This window comes from Tateyamaria rhodophyticola, assembly GCF_047777875.1.
GTDB lineage: Bacteria > Pseudomonadota > Alphaproteobacteria > Rhodobacterales > Rhodobacteraceae > Tateyamaria.
In genome coordinates, this window is sequence record NZ_CP180519.1 from 2,801,357 (window position 1) to 2,819,250 (window position 17,894).

The 17,894-nt window shown below is 63.7% G+C and carries 15 protein-coding genes; 9 read left to right on the forward strand and 6 right to left on the reverse strand.

Annotated elements, in window-relative coordinates; translation table 11 throughout:
- Positions 1–5 precede the first annotated feature (5 nt).
- Positions 6–2,483 (reverse strand): FAD-dependent oxidoreductase, encoded by a 2,478-nt coding sequence (locus tag ACERHN_RS15285; protein ID WP_415919882.1) that lies wholly within the window; start codon positions 2,481–2,483, stop codon positions 6–8.
- Positions 2,484–2,586: 103 nt separating this feature from the next.
- On the opposite strand from ACERHN_RS15285, the gene ACERHN_RS15290 reads away from it, so the two are divergent.
- Genes ACERHN_RS15290 through ACERHN_RS15305 form a run of 4 tightly spaced genes read left to right on the forward strand, consistent with a single transcriptional unit; the run spans position 2,587 to position 6,468 of the window.
- On the forward strand, positions 2,587–3,474 hold the full coding sequence (locus ACERHN_RS15290; RefSeq protein ID WP_415919883.1) for a MurR/RpiR family transcriptional regulator: 888 nt from the start codon (positions 2,587–2,589) through the stop codon (positions 3,472–3,474).
- Positions 3,471–4,562, forward strand: a complete 1,092-nt coding sequence (locus tag ACERHN_RS15295; protein ID WP_415919884.1) for an aromatic ring-hydroxylating oxygenase subunit alpha — start codon at positions 3,471–3,473, stop codon at positions 4,560–4,562. Before ACERHN_RS15290 ends, ACERHN_RS15295 begins: the two co-directional genes overlap by 4 nt.
- A 42-nt stretch (positions 4,563–4,604) precedes the next feature.
- Positions 4,605–6,056: an aldehyde dehydrogenase family protein gene (locus ACERHN_RS15300; protein ID WP_415919885.1), complete on the forward strand. Its 1,452-nt coding sequence runs from the start codon at positions 4,605–4,607 to the stop codon at positions 6,054–6,056.
- Positions 6,057–6,087: 31 nt separating this feature from the next.
- Positions 6,088–6,468: a carboxymuconolactone decarboxylase family protein gene (locus tag ACERHN_RS15305; protein WP_415919886.1), complete on the forward strand. Its 381-nt coding sequence runs from the start codon at positions 6,088–6,090 to the stop codon at positions 6,466–6,468.
- 43 nt (positions 6,469–6,511) lie between these two features.
- Here ACERHN_RS15305 and ACERHN_RS15310 read toward each other — a convergent pair whose 3' ends face one another.
- From ACERHN_RS15310 to ACERHN_RS15325, 4 genes are all read right to left on the reverse strand, one after another.
- Complete coding sequence (locus ACERHN_RS15310; protein ID WP_415919887.1) at positions 6,512–8,011, reverse strand: malonate--CoA ligase; 1,500 nt, start codon at positions 8,009–8,011, stop codon at positions 6,512–6,514.
- A 406-nt stretch (positions 8,012–8,417) separates the two neighbouring features.
- Positions 8,418–9,449: an ABC transporter substrate-binding protein gene (locus ACERHN_RS15315; protein ID WP_415919888.1), complete on the reverse strand. Its 1,032-nt coding sequence runs from the start codon at positions 9,447–9,449 to the stop codon at positions 8,418–8,420.
- Positions 9,419–10,789 (reverse strand): sensor histidine kinase N-terminal domain-containing protein, encoded by a 1,371-nt coding sequence (locus tag ACERHN_RS15320; protein ID WP_415919889.1) that lies wholly within the window; start codon positions 10,787–10,789, stop codon positions 9,419–9,421. The genes ACERHN_RS15315 and ACERHN_RS15320 overlap by 31 nt, the downstream gene beginning before the upstream one ends.
- A complete protein-coding gene (locus tag ACERHN_RS15325; RefSeq protein WP_415919890.1) occupies positions 10,786–11,448 on the reverse strand; it encodes a response regulator transcription factor in 663 nt (220 codons plus the stop codon). The genes ACERHN_RS15320 and ACERHN_RS15325 overlap by 4 nt, the downstream gene beginning before the upstream one ends.
- 126 nt (positions 11,449–11,574) lie before the next feature.
- On the opposite strand from ACERHN_RS15325, the gene ACERHN_RS15330 reads away from it, so the two are divergent.
- The 5 genes from ACERHN_RS15330 (at position 11,575) to ACERHN_RS15350 (ending at position 16,598) form a co-directional block, all read left to right on the forward strand.
- Positions 11,575–12,561 (forward strand): tripartite tricarboxylate transporter substrate binding protein, encoded by a 987-nt coding sequence (locus tag ACERHN_RS15330; protein ID WP_415919891.1) that lies wholly within the window; start codon positions 11,575–11,577, stop codon positions 12,559–12,561.
- A gap of 71 nt (positions 12,562–12,632) precedes the next feature.
- On the forward strand, positions 12,633–13,130 hold the full coding sequence (locus ACERHN_RS15335) for a tripartite tricarboxylate transporter TctB family protein (RefSeq protein ID WP_415919892.1): 498 nt from the start codon (positions 12,633–12,635) through the stop codon (positions 13,128–13,130).
- 3 nt (positions 13,131–13,133) lie between these two features.
- Positions 13,134–14,654 carry a tripartite tricarboxylate transporter permease gene (locus ACERHN_RS15340; RefSeq protein ID WP_415919893.1) on the forward strand — a complete coding sequence of 507 codons (1,521 nt, stop codon included), beginning with the start codon at positions 13,134–13,136 and terminating at the stop codon, positions 14,652–14,654.
- Complete coding sequence (locus ACERHN_RS15345; RefSeq protein WP_415919894.1) at positions 14,644–15,843, forward strand: CaiB/BaiF CoA transferase family protein; 1,200 nt, start codon at positions 14,644–14,646, stop codon at positions 15,841–15,843. The genes ACERHN_RS15340 and ACERHN_RS15345 overlap by 11 nt, the downstream gene beginning before the upstream one ends.
- On the forward strand, positions 15,840–16,598 hold the full coding sequence (locus ACERHN_RS15350; protein ID WP_415919895.1) for a citryl-CoA lyase: 759 nt from the start codon (positions 15,840–15,842) through the stop codon (positions 16,596–16,598). Before ACERHN_RS15345 ends, ACERHN_RS15350 begins: the two co-directional genes overlap by 4 nt.
- Here ACERHN_RS15350 and ACERHN_RS15355 read toward each other — a convergent pair.
- A complete protein-coding gene (locus ACERHN_RS15355; RefSeq protein ID WP_415919896.1) occupies positions 16,583–17,893 on the reverse strand; it encodes an FAD-dependent oxidoreductase in 1,311 nt (436 codons plus the stop codon). The genes ACERHN_RS15350 and ACERHN_RS15355 overlap by 16 nt on opposite strands.
- Between the last annotated feature and the right edge of the window lies 1 nt (position 17,894).

Sequence of the window (17,894 nt, forward strand, 5' to 3'; positions counted from 1 at the left end):
GCCGGTTACTGCGCTGCGACAGCGACCGTATCGGCACGCGGCAAGGCTGAGGTCGGATCATAGGCCGGTTCACCCAAGACACGGGCCGGGCGCGGCTGACCCGCAATGATCACCTCAAGGGCCGTGCCGGGCACGTTCGCCCCGGGCTTGATATAGGCAAAGGCCAGGATCTTGCCGACCGTGTGCCCAAAGGCCACGGATGCGGTGGACCCAACAACGACGCCGTTCTGCATCACCGCTTCGCCGCCATGGCCGTCTTCGACACTGTCCGGCTCAATCTCCAAATAGGCACAGACCCACTTCATCGTGCCAGCCGCCGCTTCGGCGGCACTTGCGCGGGTCGCCTCGACGCCAAGGTACGCTTTGTCCAGCTTGAAAAAGCGGCCCACATTGGCCTCTGCCAGCGTGACTTCGTTGGTCAATTCGCCCGCGCCGGCAAACCCTTTTTCCATGCGCATCACGTTCATTGCAAAGGACCCGTAATCGGCGATGCCGCAAGGCTCACCCGCAGCCCAGAGTGCTGTATAGACATCGGCACAGGCCGCGTTCGGCATGTGCAATTCCCACCCCAGCTCACCGGCATAGGACATGCGAAAGGCCCAGACATCGTGCCCCGCCACCGTGATCTGTTGCGCGCTCAACCAGCGGAACGCCGCGTTCGACAGGTCCGCAGGGGTACAGGCCCCAAGAACGTCCCGCGCCCGCGGCCCGTTCAGCGATAGCGCGGACCAGTCCGCCGACAACGCCTGAACCGAAACGTCCGCATCCGCGCGGTATCGGGTCAGGTGATCCAGCAGGCGTTGTTCGAAAAATGCAGCGCACACAAGATAGTAGCGGTCCGCCGCCATGCGCATGATCGTCGTTTCCAACTCGATCCGGCCGCGGCGATTGAGCATATGGGTCAGCGTGATCGAGCCATCCTTTTGCGGCATCCGGTTCGCCGTTAAACGGTCAAGCAAGGCATGGGCGTCCGGGCCCGACACCTCGACCTTGGTGAATGCAGTGACGTCCATGATGCCGACACCGGTCCGCACCGCTGCGACTTCGGCACCGACGATGTCATGCACGACGTTGCGCCGAAAGCTGTAGTGGTCGCGCTGCGCGACACCGTTTCGGGCAAACCACCGGGGCCGTTCAAACCCATAGACCTCTTCGTACACGGCGCCCTTGTCCTTCAGGAGGTCGTATAGCGGGGATGGCTTGATCGGGCGTCCGTCCAGTCGATTGAAATGCGGGAACGGGATTTCGTGACGCAGTTTGTAATCCTCATGCGCCTTGACCACCTGCCAGTCCTTCGTGGCATAGCTGCCAAAGCGGCGCGGGTCATAGTCGCGCATGGAAATGTCCGCCGCTCCATGCACCATCCAGCGCGCCAGTTCGCGGGTGAGGCCAGGGCCCCAGCCAATGCCAATCTGCGTGCCGCAGCAGCACCAGTAGTTCTGCACGCCGGGGGCGGGGCCGACCATGGGATTGCCATCCGGCGGATGGCTGATGGCGCCGTGCACCTCGCGGGTGATGCCCAGATCGGCAAAGATCGGCATCCGGTTCAGCGACTCCTCCAGATAGGGCATGATCCGGTCGTAATCCGCATCAAACAGCCAGTTCTCATAGTCCCACGGACAGTGGTCGTGCCAGACGGAGTTCACGTTTTCCTTTTCGTAGATCCCGATCAGGCCCTTTTTCTGTTCCATCCGGATGTAGCCCGACACCTTCCTGTCGTCGCGGATCACCGGCAGTTCCGTCTCAAGCGCCTCGAACTCCGGCACCGTTTCCGTCACAAAATAGTGGTGCGTCATCGAGGTCATCGGCAGTTGCAGGCCGGACCATTCGCCCATCTGCCGGGCATAGGTGCCGCCGGCATTGACCACATGTTCACAGGTGATCGTGCCCTTTTCCGTTTCCACGACCCATGCGCCGTCCGGGTTCTGCGTGATGTTGGTGGCGCGGCACTGGCGAAAGATGCGCACACCTTTTTGCCGGGCCCCGGCGGCCATCGCCATTGTCACGTTGGAGGGGTCCGCATGCCCGTCATCAGGGGTGTAGAGCGCGCCAATCACACCGTCGAGATTGTAGAAGGGGTGCTTGCGCGCAACAAATGCCGGGTCCACCAGTTCGATGTTGAACCCCAGGGCCCGCCCGACCGACAGCGTATGGCGCAGCCAGTCCATCTCATCCTCGGTATAGGCCAGCCGGAACGAGCCGCAGCCATGCCACGTGACCGGCTGCCCGGTTTCGGCCTCAAGGTCGCAGGCGTAGAGGTTGATGTTGTAATCCACCATGCGCCCCAATCCGAATGACGACGTGGAATGGGTGATCTGCCCCGCCGCGTGCCAGGTGGATCCCGAGGTCAGCTCGGCCTTTTCCAACAGCACCGTATCCGCGCCCCAGCCCTCATGTCCGAGGTGATAGGCCAGCCCGCAGCCCATGACGCCACCACCGACAATGACGACGCGCGCGGTGGTCGGATATGCAGTGTCGGACATGGAGCGGTCTCCTTTTGGTATGGCAGAATCCTGTAGACTCACTAATGGTATGATCGTACCATAGTCAACGAATAACAAACAAACGTACCTACCGGAGGTGGATGTGAGTGAAGACTCTGTACCATTGGGCGTGCTGGAACGGCTGTCCGACGATCTGGATGACCTGACGCCAGAGGCGCGCAAGGCGGCGCGCTATGTGCTGGAAAACCCGCGTGATGCGGGCATGTTGACCGTTCGGGAAATCGCCGACGCGGCCAAGGTCAAGCCCAACACGCTGGTCCGGATGGCGCGCCAGATCGGGTTTGACGGCTATGAGGATTTCCGCGAGCCCCTGCGCGAGGCGATCCGCAGCGGCCAGGCCTCGCCGCCCGACCGGGCGCGGTGGTTGCAGGACATGCAGCGGGGCGGGGGGCTGAGCCATCTCTATGGCGAGATGATCGCGGACGCGCTGGAGAATATCGACGCAACCTTTGCCAATATCAGCAAGGATGAGCTTGAGGCGGCGGCGCGGTTGATCTGGAATTCGCGGGACGTGTACACGATGGGCGTGGGCGTCAACAGCGGGATTGCCAACGTTTTCACCTATCTGGCCCGGACCTGCATGGTACAGTTCCACGCCATCCCGCGCCCCGGATCAACGGCGACGGATGATATCGCGTGGGCTGACAGGCGTGACGTGATGATTGCGATGACATCCCATCCCTACAGAACCGAGGTGGTCGAGGCGGTGGCCCAGGCCAAACGGCAGGGCATGACGATCATTGCCCTGTCGGATTCGCCGGCCTCCCCGATCATTCGTGCGGCGGATCACGGTTTTGTCCTGTCGGTCAACACATCGCAGTTCTTTCCGTCCTCCGTCACATCCGTCCTGCTGCTCGAAACGCTGCTCAGCTTTGTGATTTCGGTGGCGACGGAAAAGGTGGTGGACCGCGCGGACACCTTTCACGAGCGGCGCAGGCAGCTTGGGTTTTACGTGGAAGATCAGCCGTGAACGCGCCTTTGATCCACGCGCTGGATGCGCGGTTCTACACCGACCCGGCCATATTCGCCAAGGAGATGGACGGCCTGCTGTCGCGCACCTGGCAGTTTGCGGGCCATGCCGCGGAGATCCCCAATGTGGGCGACTATTTCGCGTGCACCGTGGCGGGGCAGAACCTCTTTTGCATCCGCGGGCGGGACGGCGTCGTGCGCACGTTTTACAACGTGTGCCAGCACCGGGCGCATGAACTGGTCAGCGGCACTGGCAACACGCGGGTCGTGGTCTGTCCATACCATCAATGGACCTACGAGTTGACGGGCGGGCTGCGCGCCGGGCCGAACATCAAGTCGGTTCCGGGCTTTGACCGGTCCAGCATCTGCCTGACCGAAGTGCGCACCGAAGACTTCCTTGGCTTTCTCTTTGTGAACCTCGATCCGGACGCCGCACCCATGGACGACTGGTATCCCGGCGTGCGGGCCGAGATTGCGGCATTCGTGCCCCATGTGGGTCAGCTTGCACCGCTCGAATGGGTCGAGATACCCGAGCATTGCAACTGGAAAGTCTCGGTCGAGAACTACTCCGAATGCTATCACTGCCCGACCAATCACAGCACCTTTTCCGAAGGGGTGATCAAGCCGGAAAGCTATGACATACAGCCCGATCCGGATGGTGGGTTTGTCCTGCGTCACACCACGGAATGCCAGTCGATGGACAGGATGACATATCCTATCGACACCACGGTGCCCCATGCCGGCGACTACCAAAGCTGGTTTCTCTGGCCGATGTTTTCGTTCCAGTGTTACCCCGGCAATGTGCTCAACACCTATCACTGGCGCGCGGATGCGGTGGACCGGTGCACGGTCTGGCGGGGGTGGTACACCGTGGATGGCCACGAAAGCGACGTGATCCGTGGACTGGCAGAGCAAGACCGGAACACGACGGTGGCCGAAGATATCGGGCTGGTGGAATCGGTGTTTCGCGGGATGCAGTCGCGCGGTTACCGACCGGGGCCACTGGTTCTGGATCCGGCGGCGGGGTTGATGTCCGAACATTCGATCGCGCGCCTGCAACAATGGATGCGCGACGCCGTCGCCGACTGAGCGCAGGGCCGCAATGGACCTCCAACGACAGGGATGACCGTCTTGAGTGCAGTGAAAGCGTATTGGCAGAACTATATCGACGGAACATGGGTCGATGGTGGGGCGGGCCGGATCGATGTGACGGATCCCGGCACAGGCGAGGTTCTGGCGCAGCATGCGCTTGCCGATGCCGCGGATGTCGACCGGGCGGTACAGGCCGCGCGGCGGGTGCATCTGTCGGGCGCACTGTCCGATCTGCGCCCGGTGGAACGGGGGCGCATGGTGCAGGCCATGGGGCGCTACCTGCTGGAACATATCGACGACATCGCCACTGTCCTGACGCTGGAGCAGGGCAAACCGCTGTGGGAGGCACGGATCGAGGTGCAGGGTGCCGCCCGGTATTTCGAATATTATGGCAATCAGGCCGAAACGGTCGAGGGGCGGTCCATTCCCCTTGGTGCTTCCTATTTCGATTTTACCGCGCACGAGCCCTATGGCGTATCCGCCCAGATCATTCCGTGGAACTACCCGGTCGAAATGACCGCGCGGTCGCTGTCCGCGGGCCTTGCGACGGGCAACACATGTGTGATCAAGACGCCGGAGCTGACCCCGCTCAGCAATGCGTGGTTCGCTCAGGCCGCCGAAGCGGTCGGATTGCCCAAGGGCGCGGTCAACATCCTGTGCGGACACGGCCACATTGCAGGCGCGACCCTCTCGGCCCACCCTGACGTGAACCAGATCGTGTTTACCGGGTCTGTGCCCACGGGCATTGCAATTGCGACGGCGGCGGCGGCCAATGTGGTGCCATGCGTTCTGGAACTGGGCGGCAAATCGGCGGCGATTGTCCATGCGGATGCCGATCTGGACGCGTTCCGCAACGACGTGCGGTGGGGCATTTTCTTTAACGCAGGTCAGGTGTGTTCCGCGATGAGCCGGGCAATTGTGCACAGCGATGTGCATGACGCCGTGGTGGACCGCATCGTGGATGTGGCCAGCGAGATGTCCGTTGGTCCCGGGATTGAGCGCACGGAATTCGGTGCAAACATGGGCGCGATGGTCAGTGAGGCACAGCGGGACCGCGCCGCAGCAATGGTCGAGGCGGCGGTGCAGCAGGGGGCAACGCTGGTCACAGGGGGCCGCAAGGCCAACCGTCCCGGTGCGTTCCTTGAGCCAACGGTTTTGACGGATGTCACACCGGACATGACCATCGCGCGCGAAGAGGTCTTTGGCCCCGTGCTGTCCGTGATGCGGTTTGATCACGATGACGAGGCGATCCAAATTGCCAACGGGACCGATTACGGGCTGGTTGGTGGCGTCTTTACCCGTGACATCGACCGTGCCACCCAGGCCGCGCGGCAACTGCGCTGTGGCCAGGTGTTCGTGAACGAATGGTTCGCAGGGGGTGTAGAGACGCCTTTTGGCGGCTATGGCAAATCGGGATACGGGCGGGAAAAGGGGCGCGAGGCGCTTTGGAACTACGTCCAGACCAAGAACGTGGCGATCCGCTTGCGGTGATCCGCGAAGCGACAACAACAGGAGACGGACATTGGACAAATCGCTTTTTGACACAGGGCTGGCGCAGCGCAAAAGCACGCTGGGCGCGGAATATGTGGAAAAAAACCTCGCCGCGGCGGACGATTTCACGCGCCCGTTCCAGGAGGCCATGACCGCATGGTGCTGGGGCTTTGGATGGGGCGATGAGGCGATCGACGCGAAAACGCGGTCGATGATGAACCTGTCGATGATCGGGGCGTTGGGCAAAATGGCAGAGTGGGAAATCCACTGTCGCGGGGCGATCAACAACGGCGTGACCAAGGACGAAATCCGCGCGATCATCCATGTGGTCGGTATCTATTGTGGCGTGCCGCAAGCGCTGGAATGCTTCCGCGTGGCGCGCAAGGTGCTGGCGGAGCACGACGCGGAATAACCGGTTTGCGTCGCAGGCACATGACGGCGACAGGGCGGAGGGTCTATGGTGCAAAATCCTGTCGCAGGACGTTCTTTTGCACCTTGCCCATCGTGTTGCGTGGCAGGGCGTCCATCACCACATAGCGGCGCGGGTGCTTGAACCGGGCAAGCTGTGCCGCGACCTCTGACGCGATGGTATCGGTATCAAGCTCGTGGCCCGGCCGCGCCACAAGCGCTGCGATCACGCTCTCGCCAAAGTCGGGATGTGGCACGCCAAAGACGGCGCTTTCCAGCACGCCATCCATGCGGTTGATCACATCCTCGACCTCCTTGGGATAGATATTGTAGCCGCCCGAAATGATCAGATCCTTGGCGCGGCCCACGATGGACACGCGTCCATCCGCGTCCTGAATCGCCAGATCACCGGTCAGGAAGAACCCGTTTTCGCGCAGCTCTTCGGCGGTTTTCTCGGGCATGTTCCAGTATCCCTGGAACACGTTTTCGCCGCGCACTTCGATCATGCCGATCTCGCCCCGCGGCATTTCGATGCCCGTCTCCGGGTCGGTGATCCGTACCTCTGTCCCCGGCAATGCAAATCCGACCGTGCCCGCGACCCGCTCCCCGTCGTAGGGGTTCGAGGTGATCATGTTGGTTTCCGTCATGCCGTAGCGTTCGAGGATGCGGTGACCCGTGCGGGCCTCAAACGCCTGATGCGTTTCGGCGAGCAGGGGCGCCGAGCCTGAGATGAAAAGGCGCATGCTGGCGGTGCGCGCCGTGTCAAAGCGGTCGTCGCCGAGCAGCCGGGTGTAGAATGTCGGCACACCCATCAGACAGGTAGAGCGCGGCAGTTCGTCGATGATCGTGTCGAGGTCAAATCCGGCCATCAACCGCACCTCGGCCCCGGCAAGAAGGGCGGTGTTCAGCGCCACAAACAGCCCGTGCGTGTGAAAGATCGGCAGGGCGTGGATCAACCTGTCCCGCGCCGTGATGCGCCACAGATCCTGCAGCACGGTGGCGTTGGACAAGAGGTTCGTGTGGCTCAGCATTGCCCCCTTGGACCGTCCGGTGGTTCCGGATGTATACAGCAGCGCGGTCAGATCATCCGGCCCCCGTGGCACGGTCTGGAACGAGGTTGATTTGGCATCAGCCGCGCGGCTCAGGCTGCTTGTCGCGTCGTCCAGGGTGAAAAGCGTGGCACCGGCCTCTGCGGCAAGGGGGCTGAGCCTGTCCGCGTCCGCCGGGTCACACACGATGACGCGCGGCGCGGCATCGGTGACAAAGTACTGCAACTCGGCCTCGGTATAGGCGGTGTTGAGCGGCAGATAGACCGCGCCCGCCTGAACCGCCCCGGCATAAAGCGCAACGGTGTCCGCCCGTTTCGGGGCCTGCACGACAACCCTGTCGCCGGGGCCGAGCCCTGCGTCGCGAAGCACATGCGCCATCTGTGCCGCGCGCCGCACAAATGCAGCGTACGTGACGTGCGTGCCGTCATCGCCGCTGAGGAACGGTGTGTCATTGTCGGCATGCGGCGCAAACAGGGCGTCATAGAGGGTATTGGTCACGCGGGTGTTTTCCTGTGTCGGATGAGACGTGGGACAGGTGCCCTTGTGTCATTTTCTGCACCGTTGCCATGGGTTGGGCGCGTATGTTGTCCATGTGCGGCACGGTGAAAACGTCGCATGGATGACGCGGGAACGCACCCCAAAATCTTGGTCTGCTGTCCGCGCGGGCGCATTTTTTCAGGTCGTGCGGGTGCCCGATCCGTGGCGGACAATGAAACGCCAAAACCGCACATGTCGGCGTCCTTCATCCGTTGGTCGGAGTATCCCGGATAGCGCTTTGGCACGGGGCGGGTGCGGGCCGGTCGTACCGGTCTGTCCTGTGTCCCGTGCAATGGACCCGGATGGCATGACGCTTTCACGGGCATAGTGACGCCGCCTGAACATGTGCCTTTCTGCATAACCCGCGTCAGTTCCGGGGTTGCTCCATCGCACTGCCCCAGCTTTCCAGAAAAGCCCGCCGTTTGAGCGGATCGAGATACACCATCAGCGCAGGCCCCAACCGGATCGGCCCAAAGCTGAGCCGCAGGTCGTCGGAGGCGCTGTTGAGCGGGGGCAGGACCCAGCTGTCCTGCGATAGGCGCATCCCTTCGGCCAGGAGCGCATCCAGAAAGGCACCCGCTTCGGTCTCCGCCTGTGCCGAGGCGGGGATCAGTGCCGTGCGCAGCATCACATTGGCAAAATCTTCCAGTTCGAGGATCTGCATGCCCGCGCCACCCGGTTCGGCCAGCCGTTGCGCGGCGTAACTGCCCAGCACGTTGTAGGCGATGGCAAGATCCCCCCGCGCCACCGCATCGATCATCTGCCCAGAGCAGCAATAGAGCTGCGGGTCAAGCCGCCCCATCACCTCGGACAGGCGCCAGAACGCATCGGAATTGCGCGCCTCCTGCGTGGCAAAGAGGTATCCCAGCCCGCTCGACCGGATGTCATAGGTCCCGACCGCGCGTTGAAACCGGTCGGGGTTGTCGCGCAGCAGCGAAATCAGTTCCTGCCGCGAGGTCGGACGGGCCAGACCATCAAACCGCGCGGTCGAAATCACGGTGACCGCCGGTTCCGACGTGAAGGCAAACACGTGGTCGCGCCACCGCGCCCAGTCTGGCAGCGACGCGGTGGCATCCGAGCTGTAGGGTCTGGCGAACCCGTCATTGGCGAGCTGAAACTGCAAATCCATTGCGGATGAGATAACGAGGTCGAACTGCGCGCCCGACTGGATGGCGCGGTGCGATTCCGCGCTAGAGGCGACGGTGTAGTCGATCCCGATCTCGGGGCGAGCCGCCTGAAACCGCAGGATGAACGGCTCGAACACCTCGCGATCCGCCGTTGACAACACGCGCACCGTAACCGGTCCGGTGCCGGGATAGCGTTGGTGATCCTCAACCTCGAGCGCGGCGAGAGACGCCGCCCACAGGATCAGGCCAAGGGCAAGACAAGCGAGACGCATGCGCCACCTTTCTGTGCGTTGGGTTCAAGGTCAAGCCGACCGCCATGGGCGCTCAGCACGTCATGGGCAATGGTCAGCCCGAGGCCCGAGCCCACGATGCCTGCCACGTTGCTGCCCCGCTGAAACCGTTCGGTCAGCTTGTCCACCGGCCCCGCCCCAAGCCCCGGCCCCTCGTCACATACTTGCAAGGTTGCGGTGTCGCCTTGCGTGGTCAGGGTCATGGTCACCACGGTTTCATCAGGCGAATATTTGATCGCGTTGTCGAGCACATTGCGCAACGCGTTTTCAAGCAGAACCTCGTCGCCTTTGACCCATGCGGTGGCGGCATCGACGCGAATGTCGATCTCCTTCATCCCGGCGGTGGGCCGCAGCGCGTCCGCGACCGTATGCGCGACACCGGCAAAGTCGATGCGGTCGCGGGCGAGATCTTCGGCGCGGTAGGCGACGGTCGCATGATCCAGAAGCTGACCGGCGGAGCGGGAGCTTTCGTCCACGGCGCGGATCATCTGACGCAAGCGGTGCTTTTCATCGCTGCCCTGCGCCGAATGCAGCGCGACCTCGGCCTGCGCGCGCACTGTCGCCAGCGGGGTGCGGACGCGGTGCGCGGCTTCGGCGATGAAATCCTCGGACCGGCGCAGCGATTGTGCCAGCCGGTCAATGAGCCGGTTCAGCGACGAGATCAGCGGCACCAGCTCTGCCGGAGCGGCGCGTTTGATCGGGCGCAGGTCCGAAGGCCCACGCCGCGCCACCGCTTCGGCAATTTCGTTGAGCGGGCGCAGGGACGCGCGTGCGGCCACCGCCGTCAGCACCACGGCCAGAACAAAGAATGCAACCGAAAGAGCGGCTGCCGTGCGCGACAACTCACCCGAAATCCGGCCAATGCCGTTGCGCGTCTGTGCCACCGACACGGTCACGGGCACCGGCTCTGGCCCTGCCAGAACGCGCCGGGTGATGCTGGCCATGCGCAGGTTGGCATCCAGATAGGTCACGGTGTCAAACGCGATTTGCCCCGGTGTGGGTTGCGCCCCGCCAAGGGGCAGGTCGGCATAGCCGGTCAGCACCTCACCGGCGGCATCCACGCGGTAGAACACGCGGTCCTGACTGACCGCGCCCAGCATCGCAAACGCGGCATAGGGCAGGTCCAGCCGGACCTCGCCCCCTTCGCTGCGCAGGGTTTCGGCGATGGTGGTGGCAGAGGCGGCAAGGATGTTGTCTTGCGTGCGTTCGGCGGCCTGCCGCGCAATGATCGAGACCATCGACCACGACAGAATGGCCAGAAGCGCCGAAATTGCCGCCAGCAGGAGCGTCAGCCTGCGCCCTATGGATTGGGTCGGTGTCACGACGCCTCCATCCGGTAGCCGAGGCCCCGGACGGTTTCGATCCGCACGCCCATCTGTCCGACTTTCTTGCGCAACCGTCCGACATAGACTTCGATCGCGTTTTCCGTGACGTCCGCGTCATAGGAAAACAGCCGGTCCATCAGCTGTGACTTCGACAGGATCTGTCCGGGATGGCGCGCGAACACTTCGAGCAGGCGCAGTTCGCGATTGCGGAGTTCCACCGTATCCGTACCGCTGCGTATGGTGCCGGCCGTCGGGTCAAAGATCACGTCGCCCAGGGCAATCTCATTCTTGGCCGCACCACCGCGGCGCCGCAGAACCGCACGGCACCGCGCCTCCAGTTCCGAAAAATCGAAGGGCTTGGTAATGTAGTCGTCGGCCCCCTGATCCAGCGCGCCCACCCGGTCGCTGACCTGACTGCGGGCGGTCAACACGATCACGGGGGTCTCCAGATGCACACGATTGTCCGCCAGAAACGCCCGCCCGTCACCATCGGGCAGCATCACATCCAGCAGGATCAGATCGTATTCCGTCGCGTTGAGGCAATCCTGCGCCGCCGCCAAAGATGCAGCGTGATCAATGGCATGGCCATCAAGCTCAAGCCTGTTGACCACCGCCTCGGCCAGCTGTTCATTGTCTTCGACCAGTAAATAGCGCACTGGCACGTCCCCCCCGATGGGCCTGCGTCGCAAAAAGTTCTGCGCGTGTCAGGCCCGTGTCAGCTTTGTATGGTGGTCTGTACCAATGGGCGGCAAACGACCGTCTGTCAAATGGGAGGACATCACATGAACACCTTTGGGTGGACACGCCGCGTTGCAATCGCGGCAACGGCCGCAACTCTGGCTCTGGGCGGGATCGCACAGGCCGACGGCCATCAGGTTCTGGACGAAGTGCACTTTCTGATCCCCGGCGGCGCCGGTGGCGGTTGGGACGGCACGGCACGCGGCACGGGCGAGGCGCTCACCGGTGCGGGCCTTGTGGGCTCGGCCAGCTATGAAAACATGTCGGGCGGCGGCGGCGGTGTCGCGATTGCACACCTGATCGAAAACGCAGCCTCGCTGGAAAACACGATGATGGTCAATTCGACCCCCATCGTCATCCGCTCGCTCACAGGCGTGTTCCCGCAGTCGTTCCGCGATCTGACGCTGGTGGCAGGCACCATCGGTGACTATGCAGCACTCGTCGTGAACGCGGACAGCGATCTGCAATCCATGGACGACCTTCTGGCGGCCTACCGTGCGGATAATGCGGGCTTTGCCATCGGCGGCGGGTCAGTGCCCGGCGGCATGGACCACCTTGTGGCGGCGATGGCGATGCAGGCGGCGGGCGAAGACCCCACAGCCTTCAACTACATCCCTTACGATGCGGGCGGTGCGGCCATGGCGGGCCTTCTGTCGGGCGAGATCAAGGCGCTGTCCACAGGCTTTTCCGAAGCCGTTGCACTGGCTCAGCAGGGCGAAGTGCGCATCCTTGGCGTAACCGCGGATGAGCGTGTGGACGCCTTTGCAGATGCCCCCACAATGAAGGAACAGGGCCTCGACACCACATTCGTCAACTGGCGCGGGTTCTTCGCGGCACCCGGCGTGTCCGAAGAGCAGCTGGGCAAGTTCCAGAACGCCCTGACGCAGATGTACGACACCCCCGAGTGGGAAGAAGTGCGCGCGCGCAACGGGTGGGTGAACATCCACAACAACGGTGACGAATTCCGGACCTTCCTCGAAGATCAGGAAAAGGTCATCGGCGACCTGATGAAAACGCTGGGCTTCCTGTAAGCCACGCGGACAAACACGGACCGCCCCGCCACGCAGCGGGGCGGCCACCATGAAAAAGGGGAGGGGATGCCATGGCGCTGGATCGCTGGATCGCGCTGATTTTCGTGACATTTTGCTGCGTTTACGGATACGCCGCGTTTTTCACGATGGACCAGCTGTTGCCGCCGTTCATGCAGCGGAACCCTGTGTGGCCGTCAACCTTTCCCAAGATGCTCGCCGTGCTTGGCGTTGTTGTGGGCATGATTGTCCTCTTGGGCATCGAAAAGACCCCGGACAGCGACAAGGAGGCCAACGCGACGGACATCAACTATCGCCGGCTGCACGAATACAAGGTCGGTCAGGCGCTGGCGCTTCTGGCGCTGATGGTCGCCTATGCGCTAATGCTGCGCCCTGCCGGGTTCCTGATCGCGACAACCGTTTTCCTCGTCGGCGGCAGTACGATCCTTGGCGAGCGCAAGTTTCACATCATGATCCCCGTGGCGCTGCTGGCCACCGGTTTTGTGTGGTATCTGGTGCAAGAGGTGCTTGGTATCTTCCTGCGCCCCTTTCCATTCTTCATGGGGACCTGAACCATGCTCGAAGGTATCATGATCGGCCTCGGGGCCGCATTCTCGATCCAGAATATTCTCATGGTGGTCGCGGGCTGTCTGATCGGCACGTTTATCGGCATGTTGCCGGGGTTGGGGCCGATGTCGATCATCGCCATCATGATCCCCGTGGCGATCACGCTGGGCGATCCGGCGGCGGCGCTGATCCTGCTGGCCGGGGTCTACTATGGCGCGATCTTTGGCGGCTCGACCTCCTCCATCCTGCTCAATGCGCCGGGGGTGGCGGGCACCGTCGCCACCAGCTTTGACGGCTACCCGATGGCCCGCAAGGGGCAGGCAGGCAAGGCGCTGACCATTGCCGCGGTGGCCAGTTTCGCAGGCGGCACGATCGGGGCGATCCTGCTGATGATCTTTGCGCCTGCGCTGTCATCCGTGGCACTTCTGTTCCATTCGGCGGAGTATTTCGCGTTGATGGTGGTGGGCCTGTCGGCCATCGCCGCGTTCGCGGGCACCGGGCAGGTGGCCAAGGCGCTGATGATGACGATCCTGGGCCTGATCCTTGCGACGGTGGGCGAAGGGGCGCTGTTCTCCATGCCGCGCTTCACCATGGGCCTCTTGGACCTGCAATCGGGCATAAGTTTCATCACGCTGGCCATGGCGATGTTCGCCCTGCCGGAGGCGCTGTTTCTGGTGCTGAACCCGATGCGCGGGGCCAGCGGCGAAGGGTCCAGCAACAAGATCACGAACCTGCGGTTCTCGCGGCAAGAGGGCAAGTCGATGATCCCGGTGATCGGGCGGCAATCGGTGCAGGGTTTTTTCATCGGGGTGCTGCCGGGGGCGGGGGCCACGATTGCGTCTTTCCTTGGATATGCGGTGGAACGCAACATCGCCAAGGGCGACGAACAGGCGGAATTCGGCAAAGGATCGGTCAAGGGTCTTGCCGCACCGGAAACGGCGAACAACGCCGCGTGTACCGGGTCGTTTGTGCCGCTCCTGACGCTGGGCATTCCCGGATCGGGCACCACAGCGATCCTGCTGGGTGCGCTGATCGCGCTGAACGTGACGCCGGGGCCGCGGCTGATGATCGACACGCCCGAGATTTTCTGGGCCGTCATCATCTCCATGTTCATCGGCAATCTGGTGCTTTTGATCCTGAACCTGCCGCTGATCCCCTATATCGCCAAGATCCTCGCGATTCCGCGCAACTATCTGATCCCGTTCATTTTGTTCTTTACCCTGATGGGGGCCTATATCGGGCAGAACAACGCGACGGAGCTTTTGATCCTCGTGGGGCTTGGCATCATGGCGACGATCTTCCGCTTTGCCGACTATCCACTGGCACCGCTTTTGATCGGGTTCATTCTCGGCACGATGCTGGAAGACAATTTCGCCCGCTCCATGCAGCTTTACCGTGGTCTCGATTTCATCATCGAACGGCCCATGACGCTGGGTCTGCTGGTGCTGGCGGTGGCTCTTGTGCTGCTGCCCAGCTACCGCGCCCGCCGCGCCCGCAAACGCGCCGAAGGCGTGGCAGATGGCGACTGACGCACCTCTGGTCGGGGTCCGGGTTCTGGACCTCACCAACGTGCTGGCAGGCCCTTTTGCCTGTCACCAGCTTGCGCATCTGGGCGCAGAGGTGATCAAGGTCGAAGCCGTGGGGCGCGGGGATTTGGCCCGCAACCTCGGGGCGGATCCGGACCTGTCCGCCAAGGGGATGGGCATCAGCTTTCTCGCGCAGAATGCGGGCAAGCAGTCGATCACGCTGAACCTCAAGACGCAGGCGGGCAAGGATGTGCTGCGCCGTCTGGTGCAAAGCGCGGATGTGCTGGTGGAGAATTTTCGGCCCGGAGTGATGGATCGGTTGGGCCTTGGGGCGGACGTGTTGCGCGGGGAAAACCCGGCGCTGATCTACTGCGCCATATCCGGCTTTGGTCAGACCGGGCCATGGGCCGACCGTCCGGCTTATGACCAGATCATCCAAGGGGTGTCGGGTCTGATGTCCGTTACGGGCACCGACGAAAGCGGCCCGCTGCGCGCGGGCTATCCGCTGGCCGACACGATTGGCGGGCTGACGGCGGCCATGGCCATCACGGCCGCATTGAATGCGCCGGAACGCGGCTGTGTCATCGACGTGTCGATGCTGGAGGCGGTGCTGGCCACGATGGGGTGGGTCGTGTCGAACCACCTGATCGGTGGCGTGACGCCCGCGCGCAACGGCAACGAAAACCCGACCTCCGCACCGTCCGGTGCGTTTCAATGTGCGGATGGTCTGATCAATGTGGCCGCCAACAAGGACGAACAATGGGATCTGCTGGCGCGGCATCTGGGGCGCGACGATCTGCTGGCGCATCCCGACTTTGCCACGCGCGAGGACCGCAAGGCCAACCGCTTGCGCCTGCGGGCAGAGTTGGAGACGGTGTTCACCACCCGCCCTGCGGCTGACTGGGCGCGCGAACTGAATGGCATCGGCGTGCCTGCTGGCGCGGTGCTGGAGGTGCCGGATATCCTTGCCCACCGTCAGGTGCAGGATCGCGATTTTCTCGCCCGGTTCGAGGACGTGCCGGGTGTGGCGCGCGATATTGATCTGGTGCGCATGGGGGCGATGATCGACGGGGCGCGCCCGTCGGTTGCATCCCCGCCGCCGCGCCTCGGGCAGGATACGGACAGCGTGCTGGGCGGGCTGGGATATTCCCGTGCCGAGATTGACGAGATGCGCGCAGGAGGCGTGATATGAGCGACGTATCAGATTGGTGGCGCACGCGGATCATCGACATGGAGCCGGGGCGCATTGCCCTGCGCGGGGAGCCGATCGAGGACCTGATCGGCACGATGAGCTTTGCTCGTATGATCTGGTTTCTCGTCGTCGGCACGCCGCTGTCCGATGCGCGCGCAGCCCTGTTTGAGGCGGCGCTGGTGTCGGCGGTGGATCACGGGCCGCAAGCGCCTTCCATTGCCGCCGCGCGCATGGCGGCGACTTGCGGCGTGGGTCTGCAAAGCGCGATGGCCACGGGCCTCAACATGCTGGGCGACGTGCATGGCGGCGCGGGCGAACAGGCCGTGGCGCTTTATGCGCATGTGCAGGCGGAGGGGCTTGAGGGGTTGGAGGCATGGCGGGCGGCGCATGGGCGCTATCTGCCCGGCTTTGGCCACCGGTTCCACACGCCCACTGATCCGCGTGCGCCGCGCCTGATGGCTTTGGTGGCAGAGGCGGCTGAGGCGGGGGACGTGGCGGGCACGTTTCGTGACACCGCGCTTGCGATTGAGGATCATCTGGCAGAGGAGCGCGGCAAACCCGTGCCCATGAATATCGATGGCGCTACGGCGGTTATCTATGCGGAGTTGGGCTGTCCTGCGCAACTGGCACGGGGGTTCTTTGGCCTGTCGCGCAGCGTCGGTATCCTGGCCCATGCGTGGGAACAGACCGAGCAGGGCGGGCGCAACAAGGGGCCGACGCCGCCCGGATATCGCTGGACCTATGATGGCGACTGAGCGGTCTCTGCCACAACTGTCAGGTCTTCAATCGCAAGCAGCAGCCGTTCGTCGGGGATGTCCGGGAACGCGGTGCGCGCGCGGGTGACAAGGTCAAGCTGCGGCGCGTCCTTCTGCGCGGCGTCCACGATCCAGCGCGATACCGGGGCGGGCACAAAGATCGAAACATGCCCATCGCGCCGCCCGCTCACGCGCGTGTGGGGGCCGCGCGTGACCTGTGCGGCCCGAAACCGCCAGAATGGTGCATCGGGCCAGCGGGCCTCGGTCCGGTAGGTGCGCCAATGCGTCTTGAGGTAGGCCGCATGATCCAGCGCCACGCTTTCCTCATAAGCCGCGCGCAACGCGCCTTTCCCAAAGAGCCAATCGGCGGCCACACGCGCGGCCTGAATGCCGCTGCCCATGGCATTGGGAATGCCGGATGAGGACAGCGGATCGCGCGCGGCAATTGCGTCACCTGCCGCGATCATCGGCACCTCGCTCGGGCTGCTGCGCAACAGGCTGGAAAACGCGGGCAGGGTTTCGAGCGCTGCGGGCGGCACGATGGCGCCGTCAATCAACGCCGGCAGATGCTGCGTCTGCGCCAGTTTCGCCGCCCACACCTGCGGGTCGGAAAGGCGCAGCGCGTGGATCCGGTCCGCATCGGAAAACAGGCACGTGATCAGCGCGCCTGAGGGCAGGGGGGCAGTATACCACCAGCCATATTCCACCGCTTCGACCCGCGTCATCTGCGCGGTGCCGGGTGCGCGCGGCAGTCGGGCGCAGAGCGCGGTCAGGCTGTCATTGCGCTGCCGCCGCGCGCCGTGCCCGGTGGCAAAGCGCGACATGCGCCCTGCAGCATCAATGACATAGCGGGCCGTGAGCGTGTCGCGCCCGCAGTCAATGTGCCACAGCGTGCCGTCATACCGGCACGCGGCGACGGTTGTGCCCGTACGTATCTCTGCCCCGCTGCGCTGCGCGGCGTCGGCCATCATCTGTTCAAACCGCTGCCGGTCGAGCGCCCAGCCCGCGCCATGCAGCGTCAGGATAAAGTCCATGCCGCCCAGCACATCACTGCCCCAGGCCGCCTCTGTCCCCAGCAGGCTTAGCCGCTGTTCCGTCTCGAACGTCTCCCAGAGACCCAGATATTGCAGCAGTCCGCGCGCGCCGGGCGAGAGGGATTCGCCGACCTTGGGCGCGGCATACGTGCCCCGTTCCAGCACCGCGACGGAAATGTCGGGCCGTTTGCGCAAAGTGATCGCGGCGGCGGTGCCCGCAGGCCCGCCGCCGATGATTGCCACATCCACATGACGTGTCATG

Bases quoted from the DNA above. Each gene is read 5' to 3' on its own strand.
- ACERHN_RS15285 (WP_415919882.1), bottom strand. From the start codon at position 2,483: ATGTCCGACACTGCATATCCGACCACCGCGCGCGTCGTCATTGTCGGT.
- ACERHN_RS15315 (WP_415919888.1), bottom strand. From the start codon at position 9,449: ATGCGTCTCGCTTGTCTTGCCCTTGGCCTGATCCTGTGGGCGGCGTCT.
- ACERHN_RS15330 (WP_415919891.1), top strand. From the start codon at position 11,575: ATGAACACCTTTGGGTGGACACGCCGCGTTGCAATCGCGGCAACGGCC.
- ACERHN_RS15335 (WP_415919892.1), top strand. From the start codon at position 12,633: ATGGCGCTGGATCGCTGGATCGCGCTGATTTTCGTGACATTTTGCTGC.
- ACERHN_RS15340 (WP_415919893.1), top strand. From the start codon at position 13,134: ATGCTCGAAGGTATCATGATCGGCCTCGGGGCCGCATTCTCGATCCAG.
- ACERHN_RS15345 (WP_415919894.1), top strand. From the start codon at position 14,644: ATGGCGACTGACGCACCTCTGGTCGGGGTCCGGGTTCTGGACCTCACC.
- ACERHN_RS15350 (WP_415919895.1), top strand. From the start codon at position 15,840: ATGAGCGACGTATCAGATTGGTGGCGCACGCGGATCATCGACATGGAG.
- ACERHN_RS15355 (WP_415919896.1), bottom strand. From the start codon at position 17,893: ATGACACGTCATGTGGATGTGGCAATCATCGGCGGCGGGCCTGCGGGC.